Source organism: Methylobacter sp. BlB1 (assembly GCF_015476545.1).
Lineage (GTDB): Bacteria > Pseudomonadota > Gammaproteobacteria > Methylococcales > Methylomonadaceae > Methylobacter.
In genome coordinates, this window is the sequence record NZ_JADMKV010000108.1 from 1 (window position 1) to 8,546 (window position 8,546).

The 8,546-nt window shown below is 52.8% G+C and carries 7 protein-coding genes; 1 reads left to right on the top strand and 6 read right to left on the bottom strand.

The genetic code is table 11. The features are described 5' to 3' along the window. The first annotated feature begins 743 nt into the window (after window positions 1–743). A complete protein-coding gene (locus IT781_RS21025) occupies window positions 744–3,032 on the top strand; it encodes a hypothetical protein (protein WP_194972133.1) in 2,289 nt (762 codons plus the stop codon). A 315-nt stretch (window positions 3,033–3,347) separates the two neighbouring features. On the opposite strand, the gene IT781_RS21030 is transcribed toward IT781_RS21025, so the two are convergent. The 6 genes from IT781_RS21030 to IT781_RS21055 form a co-directional block, all read right to left on the bottom strand. Then, the gene (locus tag IT781_RS21030) at window positions 3,348–4,112 is read right to left on the bottom strand and encodes an alpha/beta fold hydrolase (RefSeq protein ID WP_194972134.1); all 765 of its coding nucleotides are present in this window, start codon (window positions 4,110–4,112) and stop codon (window positions 3,348–3,350) included. Then, window positions 4,105–5,121: a M14 family zinc carboxypeptidase gene (locus tag IT781_RS21035; protein ID WP_194972135.1), complete on the bottom strand. Its 1,017-nt coding sequence runs from the start codon at window positions 5,119–5,121 to the stop codon at window positions 4,105–4,107. The genes IT781_RS21030 and IT781_RS21035 overlap by 8 nt, the downstream gene beginning before the upstream one ends. Beyond that, entirely contained in the window at window positions 5,121–5,921 is an 801-nt protein-coding gene (locus IT781_RS21040) for a 1-acyl-sn-glycerol-3-phosphate acyltransferase (RefSeq protein ID WP_194972136.1), read from the bottom strand. Before IT781_RS21040 ends, IT781_RS21035 begins: the two co-directional genes overlap by 1 nt. Next, window positions 5,893–6,684 carry a GNAT family N-acetyltransferase gene (locus IT781_RS21045; RefSeq protein WP_194972137.1) on the bottom strand — a complete coding sequence of 264 codons (792 nt, stop codon included), beginning with the start codon at window positions 6,682–6,684 and terminating at the stop codon, window positions 5,893–5,895. Before IT781_RS21045 ends, IT781_RS21040 begins: the two co-directional genes overlap by 29 nt. 450 nt (window positions 6,685–7,134) lie before the next feature. Further along, on the bottom strand, window positions 7,135–7,368 hold the full coding sequence (locus IT781_RS21050) for a hypothetical protein (RefSeq protein WP_194972139.1): 234 nt from the start codon (window positions 7,366–7,368) through the stop codon (window positions 7,135–7,137). A 24-nt stretch (window positions 7,369–7,392) separates the two neighbouring features. Beyond that, the gene (locus IT781_RS21055; RefSeq protein WP_194972138.1) at window positions 7,393–8,190 is read right to left on the bottom strand and encodes a UDP-2,3-diacylglucosamine diphosphatase; all 798 of its coding nucleotides are present in this window, start codon (window positions 8,188–8,190) and stop codon (window positions 7,393–7,395) included. Between the last annotated feature and the right edge of the window lie 356 nt (window positions 8,191–8,546).

Genomic DNA, 8,546 nt, shown 5'->3' on the forward strand with positions numbered 1-8,546 from the left:
CATCTCGCTCGCGGCAACACCGCTATACATAAAAGGAAACTTCACATAATGGCACATAGCAGCTATTCACTTTTTTATCTTTGGATAATACTGGTATGAAGGTATCTGAACAGCAAGGTAATAAAACTTAACACCCCTATAGGGGCTCTTCTACACTGAAGCTTTAACTATTGATCCTTTCCATGAGTGAGTTAGGGCTCCATTCATAATCATGACTCAGAAAAGATCCGTTATTCCATAAGATGTTTATGCACTTTGACAGGGCCTGATCTGGAAGCGATTAGACAATCTTTCAATACATAATTCAAATAATCAAGCCAGTACCTGCTAAGTCAGACAGTAATGGCACGAATAGAAAATTCAATCAAAAGGATGAATAATAAAAATAATGGGAAACCGATTAGGCTCAGCATCAGCAGTTGCCATTATGCATAACGATGTGGGAATCAGGGTGCCGAACTGGCTAGCATTAATTTCCATTATTTTGTTAATGCTTTATCAACGGCTTATTTTCAGCTTGATAAAAAATGGCAACCGAAAGTGGATAAAGAGGGCGCTAATTTACAAGCTTAATCCTCGGGACGGCGGCGGTTTTCTCCCTACTTTAAAAAAACATTTTTCCTCAAGGCCAAAGTAAAGGAAAGGCCAATACGCAGGAAAAGAAAGCCGAAATAGAAGGCTAAACCGTTTATTGCGTTGTTTGGCGCAGATTAGCGAACAACGCTTTATCTGTGGAGTTTGTCATGGCAACAATATGTTTTTTAAAGCGTTGCGTTCTAACGGTGCCGCTGGTTCTGATGCTGGCTGCTGCCAACGCTGCGCCCTACACTGTTGTTTTTGGCCCCCAAAAGTTCACGCGATCCACAGGCGCACCGGAGACAATTACAAAAAATTTCGCGCGCTGCGGCAATTCGCCATGCCAAATCGTTGTGGCTAACGGAGCGGCTAACGGCAGTAATCGCGTGAGCAGTGCTTCGGTATTCCTCAATGGCTCGCCGATCATCGGTCCGTCCGATTTTAACCGGCAGAGCAATAGCATCGTTCGCCCCGTGACACTCCGCAGCCGGAATGTTCTTGCGGTACGGCTTGCATCAAGTCCAGGCAGCTTTTTGAACATCACTTTGCAATGCGCGGCATCATTTTTGGAACTGTCAGCAAGAGCGCCAGGCGTAAGCTTGGAATCCCCGGGCTCGCTTTTGTCGGCTGTCAATATTGTTAATGAAGGGGCGATCGCTGCAAAGGATGTGAAAGTCACCTCGATCTCTCTGAATGGCGGCAACTTAACTTCACCTGTTTTACCCCGCAACTTGGGCACGATACCGGCAAATCGCTCTGCGGTTCTTAACGCTAATTTTTCAGGTGCCGGTATGCCATTTGCCCCAGGCCGAAGCTACACGCTCACTGTGGACGGAACCTATACCGCAGGCCCTTCTGCTGCTTCTACCAGAGGGTCTTCGACCTACTGTTTTACCGTGAATGAAGACTTGACTATCCCTCCAGCCGCGCCAGGCAGCGCCGATTTGAAAACGGCCACTGTGAAGAGCGCCTCTGTAACCGGCGGCAGGTTCCCAAGCCGCCCGCCCAAATTTGGCACTAATGTCAATCGACAAGGCTGGACAGTACCGACAGGCCCATTCATACCGCTCGATGGGCCAGTGTCCAGCGGTACCAATGTTCAAAAAGCGCCCGGATCAATGCCCAGCGTTGTAAATGATCAAATAGGGCTCGTCGGCGGGCCGCCGGCCATTGATTTTGTCTTCAACAGCGGCTTAGGTCTTACTTCGGCCGGTGTTGGCTGCAGCGGAGACTCCCTGGCCGCCTGTGCGGAACCGAGTGGTGCTGTGACCGGCGGAGGCGTAGTCTTTGCTACGGCGAACTGGAGCGCGGCCTATTCGACGGATGGAATCAATTTTAAAGCGCTGGATCCAACGAAAATTTTCCCTGATGACGCAATAGGGTTCTGTTGCGACCAAATCGTCCAATATGTGCCGAGCATCGATCGCTTTGTCTGGCTGCTACAAGGGACTGGCTATCGCTTGGCAATAGCCAGTCCAAGCGCCATCATCAATAGCAACGGCACTGCCTGGACTTACTGGAATCTCACGCCAGCTCTTTTTGGAGCGGCAGGTGTCGGATTGGATTATCCGGACTTATCCGCCGGCAACAATTTTCTTTATCTGAGCTGGAATGGTAAAGATGGATTGCAGGTCGCACGGGTGCCGCTCAGCGGAACGAATTCCCTGCAGGGCGCTGGCACGATCACCATCGGCTACACCGATCCCGCCAAAGCGTCAATGGCGTGGGGCAGTCATTTGACGCAAAATACAGGCGATGAGATTTTCTGGGCCGGACACAACAAGAACAGCAATATGCGGATTTTTTCGCTAAAGGAAAACTCAAATACTTACTTCTGGCGCGACCGCGGCATTTCCAGCTGGGCCAATAATGCGCCGACCTCATTGACGCCGGATGGGCGCGACTGGTTGGCTAAGAACTTTAACGGGCAGGGAGGTAATTCATTTCCAAAAAATGGCGTAATCGGCTCTACGCGAGTAGGCAATCAACTCTGGTTCGCCTGGAGCGCTGGGACGGACAGCAGGTTCAAGCAGGCACACGTGGAGATGGTCACATTCGACCGAAACAATGACTTCAAAAAGGTCAGGCAAGTGCAGATCTGGAATAATGATTATGCGTTCGCTTATCCGGCACTGGCGACCAATGCTTGCACAGGCGAAGTGGGTCTTTCGTTCGAATATGGGGGTAATAGCAAATACTACGAAAACCATGTGGTCGGATTTTGGGGTGATTTCATCGCCTATAGCACGACAGGCAGCAATGCCGGCACGACCCGTTACGGAGATTATGTGACAATTCGGCAGGCAACGCCGTCCAGGTCGGATCCAGGTAACTTGTTCGCAGCCTTCGGCTGGGCGGTCAACAAGGCCACAGCGCCCAGCACCGGTCTGACTACCGATGTTCATTACGTGCTGTTTGGCCGGCCGCCTTCTTCATGCGCCATTATTCTTAGATAAGTGATGACGCCGTATTTATGAATTTTATGGAGCTCAATCGGGGCTTATTGATGAGTTGAGGCTTGGTTTTGGCAATAATTTTCTTGTAGATGATATTGCTTTAAATGAGGTATCGAATGTTCTTGTACCAGCCGCAGTTTGGTTATTCGGCTCTGGATTAGTGGGACTGATGGGTTTTAATCGCAAACACGCTCAATCTGCGGCATAAATACCACCCATTATTGCCAACAATATAACCGCCTTCCGGGCAATCCGAAGGCGGTTTTTTATTGTCTTCCATGTCCGAAGTATAAATTGGCGCGAATCAACAACCCTTCAATTTTGCGCGACCCACTCTCGTAATTGAGACACCACCCAGGCTCCATCATCCAGCGGCAGGTCATGGCCGGCCCAGGGATGGCTGCAATAATGCCAGCGCCATTTTCGATAGATGTCGACTGAGCATTCCGGCGAAACCAGACGGTCGCCCCAGGCATTCAGCAATAAAACGGATTGCTCGGGCCGCAGGCCGCAGGGCCGATAGCTGGCGGCAGCCCGGATTTGGCGCCAGCTGTTTTTCAGACTGACCGGCCGCTCCTGCTGTATGTTCTCCCAGGCCGTCACCGTCCGTTCATCCCGGGCCCGGTTGCTGACCAAAGCCAGAATCGCCGACTCACGCTCGCGCAGATTGCGCTTCAGAAGCAGCGCAGCCAGCCTGACCAGGCTCTGCCAGCGCAACCGGTGATAGAAAGGACTTAAACCAGCGAAACTGGTATTGATCAGCGCCGCGCCGCAGATATCGCCCGGGTACGTCAGCATCCACTCGAAGGCGACCATCGCGCCCAATGACAACCCCAGCACCGTTGCCGGTTCTTGCAGCAGGCCTGCCTGCTGCGCCTGTGCGCGCACCTTGTGCGTGATTTGGCTGATCGTGTCCGGGCTGACTTCCCGGTAGTAACGTCCGGTGCCGGGCAGATCCAGCGCCGTTATTCTGGCATCAGGGAAAGTCGTCTGCAGCAGGGGCACAAAGTCGCCCCAATGCGCCGATTCGCGGCTCAGTCCGCGCAACAGTATCCAGTTTTGCCCCAGATGCTCATTCATACCAGAGACTTACCGCTTTTTTTCGATAGAGAGCTTTTTCCCGTTCATCCAAATGCGTCCAGTGCTTCGGATAAAGCAGGCTGCGGTGGAGAAAGTCGAACAGCATGAAATGCCGGCGGAAAATGCGTTGCTGTCGATGCGGCAATATCGGATGAAACCAGCCCAGCCGCGAGAATAAATTAAGAGGGCTCTTACGCAGCCAGAGCCATGAGCCCATCTCCAGCGTCAACGGCATGAAGAGGCGCTGATCACCATACTTTCGCCAGAAACCGTCGAACAGATAATCCCATAAATCCCCGTTGATCACGTATTCCAGGCACATGGGCTCGATTTTGTATACATGATGCCGATAGCAGCGATCGAACAGTTCCTTTAAAGCCAGGGCTTCGGCGATGAAGGCAAACGGTGTTCTGCAGCCGGCATAGGGAAACCACAACCGATCCTGAATGCCGAAGCCCGAGTGCAAATCCAGCGCGATGGACAGAGGCGCGCTGAACAACTGCTGGTCCACGACACGGCAGACCGCCCGGGTTTCCTTCTCCATGTTCAATACATCGCCGCGGTACCAGGGCAGCCGGGGCGTCAACCGGTGGCCGCTATAAATGCGCGTGGCGCCTTCGCCTTCCACAGGCGAATTGCGCATTAGATCGACGCCGTTGCCGTTACAGCGCGTGCCGAAGCAGATACCGACAGGATTCACGACAGGCACGAATACCAGCCGTGATCTCTCAAGGCGCGCCTGAAACCCTTCGTCCCAGTCCATGAGCTGGCTGATGCTCTGCAGATAGGACAGGATGATTTCGGAGCCGATTTTTTCCAGGCCATGCACGCCGCCGAACAAAGCCAGCGCGGGCGCGTCGGGACGGGTTGAGCCGAGCGTGATGCAATGGATCGGGAACTCGTAGTCCCGGTATTGAATCCGCTCCACCACCTCGACATTCGCCCGGTCTCCTAATTGCTCGATAATGCGGTTGACCTGCTCGAGTTCCGGAAAATTAACAGTACCCATCAGGCGGCAATTTGCGGCTTTTTATCAATGGCCAACGGCTCAAGCGGATGCTTAACGCCAAGCTTCCGCGCTATGCGGTCTCTGGCCTCGATGCCGACGGCATGGCGCGTGTTGTCGACACCTTCAATAACAGACAGAAAACTGAGCCGGACTTCGATTTTATCCAGCGCCAGCATCCTGATCAAATGCGGCACGAACGCATCATCGCCAATAAAAGGCGCCTGCAGCCTGGCTTCGCCATGATATTGCAGCGCCACGGGCTGAATTGCCGACTGCATCGCCAGGGCCGGCTCAAACAGCGACGAATGAAAATGCAGGACCTCATCGCCGCAAGTGGTAGTGCCTTCGGGAAAGGCGATGATGCTGCGGCCGTCTTTCAGCAGCTCGGCCATGGCTTTGGCCGTTGCCTGGATACGGCGCTTATCGCCGCGCCGGATAAAGATCGTACCGGCTTGTCTGGCTAGATAGCCGACGACGGGCCAGCCGGAAATGTCGCTTTTGGCGACGAAATAAGCCGGCAGATAGCGGCCGATCACGATGATATCGAGCCAGGAGATATGATTGCTGGCCAGCAAAGTGCCGCGCCTGGGCAAGTCGCCTTCAACGATTATATCCAGGCATAGAATATGGCTGAACAGCCTGAGCCAGTGCATCTTCAGCTTGTCGCGCCTGTTTCCGGCATCCTCTACCGGGCACAGCCAGTTGACGACCGGAAAAATGCCCGTGGCAATGATCAGGCCATAACCGAATAGCAGAATGATCAGGAAAAGCCTATAGCACAGCCGCACAACGATCGCCATGAGTCTCTTGATAATCTCTCATATAATGTTTGCTGTAGCGCGCCTGCAGCTGATCCAGCGGCAGCAGCACGAATAAATCCATGCAATTGAAGTCCTCGTCCCAGCACGGCTCGCCGCAGACCAGCGCGCCGAAGCGCAAATAGGCTTTCAGCAACGGCGGAATGCCCGATTCATCGCGCTCGCACCGCCAGTGCGCCGGGACCGGCACATTAGGGCGAACCTGCATTGAAGCCGGGGCCCTGTTTCTGATATCGATACTGCGGTAAACCGCATCGACGGCAAAACCGCTGGGGCCGGGTGTGATGCTGGCGCAGCCCAGCAGATAGTTAAAGCCGCCTTCCAGCGCATATTGCACCAGTCCCGTCCACAACGTGGTCAATACCGCACTGCCGCGATAATCCGGATCGACGCAGGTTCGCCCGATTTCCAAAAAACGGCCAGGCAATGTCAGGACCTGATCCAGATCGAATTCGCTTTCTGAATAAAACCGGCCCAGCCGCTGGGCCTGATATTGATTCAGCAGGCGCGTGTAGCCGACGATTTTGTGAGTGACGTTATCGAATACCACCAAATGCTCACAGTAGTCATCCACTTCATCATGATCGACCCCTTCCGAAGCGGACTTGAGTCTGGCGCCCATTTCCCCGGCAAACACCCGGTAGCGCAAAACCTGGGCTTGCCTTATCAACTCCTCTGAACGGGTAACGAAACATTCCAATCGCTTGGCCGGCTTAATTTGTACTGCTGCATCTATATTTTTCATGTGTCATCAACGGGTGAAATAAAAGACAGCGTTACAATAAGCGGTCAACATGTCAGTTATGTGTCCGGCCCGTGAACATTGCATGACAGGAAAATGACATTTTTGTGAAAGTATTGACGGAGTGAAATTGCCGATTGTCGGCATTCGATTCAGGGCAGATGTCAGGCTTTAGGCGGATAGTGGGAGTAGGGTCGAATTCATTCAACTTGATCTGAAACGCTACCTGGCATCCGCATCGTACTTCCGTAGCTGAGTCTGAATACCTTCTGGGGCACAAGTGAATTTGCACCTGCGCGAGCACAAATCTGATGGACTTAACCTGGAGGCCGGCCATTTTGCGCAGCCATGTCCTTCGGAAGGAGCTACTGCCGGTTTGCACGGAAAGGCAGCAGTGCTCCTGGAGAAGATAAGCGCCGGCAATGAATTCTAGCCTCTGTGCGCAGGCTGTATTCAGAATTTATTGCTGATCGATTTGAGAGGCGACAAGCGGCGCAACGAGCGGGCATTGCGCCACAGTTTTTCTGTCCGAGGGTGAAGTTTAAACAGCCGAATGATCAATCGTTTCACATCATTGGAGGCTTTGAGCATGATAGAGAGACCGACTATCATAATCGGCAAGCCGAACGGAACCGGCAGCGGGAACAGGATCATTCCCACCACAAAGACGACACTGCCGGTCGTCATCAAGAGAGATTTTCTGAGCACGGATCAAGCCGCCCGCGCATAAACCGGTGCAAGTGTTCCTTCCCGCTCAAGCAGCGTCTGGCCTTCTTCCTGCCAGCTGACCAGCGCCAGCCGGCCGCTGTCATGCTCGACCAGGGCTGTGCAGCTTTCCACCCAGTCGCCGCAATTGCAGTAGGTTTTGCCGAACTCCATTTGCCTGATATCGGCATGGTGGATGTGGCCGCAAATGATGCCGTCAACGTGCCGTTTCTGCGCTTCCAGGCTCAGGACGTGCTGATAGTTATCTAGAAAGCTGACGATGTTTTTGACCTTATTTTTCAAAAACGCCGACAGTGACCAGTGGCCGTAGCCCAGCATCGAGCGGATATTGTTGAACCAGCGGTTGATGACCAGCAACACTTCATACGCTTCGCCGCCTATATAAGCCAGGCCCTTGTTATGGCAGATGATGCTGTCGAATTCGTCGCCGTGCAACACCAGAAACTGATGCCCGTCCCGCGTTTCATGCACGGCATTGAGCCGAATGTCGACGCCGTTGAAATGCATGCCGACATGCTTGCGGAATTGTTCGTCGTGATTGCCGGGGATATAAATCACGCGAGTGCCCTGCTGGGCCTTGCTCAGCACCAGCTGTACGATTTCACTGTGCAGGGTCGGCCAGTAAAAACCGCTCCTGAATTTCCACAAATCGATGATATCGCCGACCAGATATAACGTCTCGCAGTCGACATGAGCGAGAAAATCCCGCAATTGCTCGGCTTTACAGCCTCTAGTCCCCAAGTGCGTATCTGAAATCCAGACTGATCGGTAGTGTATTGACATGATAACGACCATAATAAAGTTGCGATGGCGCTACCATACGCTTTCATTGTTACAGGAAGTTAAAGGTTTGATGACGGGTTGGTTACAGGGTGGAGATTATGAGTTGGAATGAGGTGCCGTAGACTTCTGGATGGCATCGCCGGTATGTGTCCATTCTAACAGCCAAGATGTGTAACAGAATATTTGTCTTGGAATTTAATGTTGTGCTAGAGTTCGCGCACAAGTTGTGTGTCTGGCAGGGGTATTTTATAGCGCCAACTCTGTTCATCGGTTAGTATCAACACCCGTCAGTGAGAAGGATTTCCATGGCCAATGATTTCACCAAAACCCCTTACGATTCCTGGCAGCAGCAACGC

Coding starts and splice junctions, on each gene's coding strand:
- IT781_RS21025 (WP_194972133.1), top strand. CDS start 744: ATGGCAACAATATGTTTTTTAAAGCGTTGCGTTCTAACGGTGCCGCTG.
- IT781_RS21030 (WP_194972134.1), bottom strand. CDS start 4,112: ATGAATGAGCATCTGGGGCAAAACTGGATACTGTTGCGCGGACTGAGC.
- IT781_RS21035 (WP_194972135.1), bottom strand. CDS start 5,121: ATGGGTACTGTTAATTTTCCGGAACTCGAGCAGGTCAACCGCATTATC.
- IT781_RS21040 (WP_194972136.1), bottom strand. CDS start 5,921: ATGGCGATCGTTGTGCGGCTGTGCTATAGGCTTTTCCTGATCATTCTG.
- IT781_RS21045 (WP_194972137.1), bottom strand. CDS start 6,684: ATGAAAAATATAGATGCAGCAGTACAAATTAAGCCGGCCAAGCGATTG.
- IT781_RS21050 (WP_194972139.1), bottom strand. CDS start 7,368: ATGACGACCGGCAGTGTCGTCTTTGTGGTGGGAATGATCCTGTTCCCG.
- IT781_RS21055 (WP_194972138.1), bottom strand. CDS start 8,190: ATGTCAATACACTACCGATCAGTCTGGATTTCAGATACGCACTTGGGG.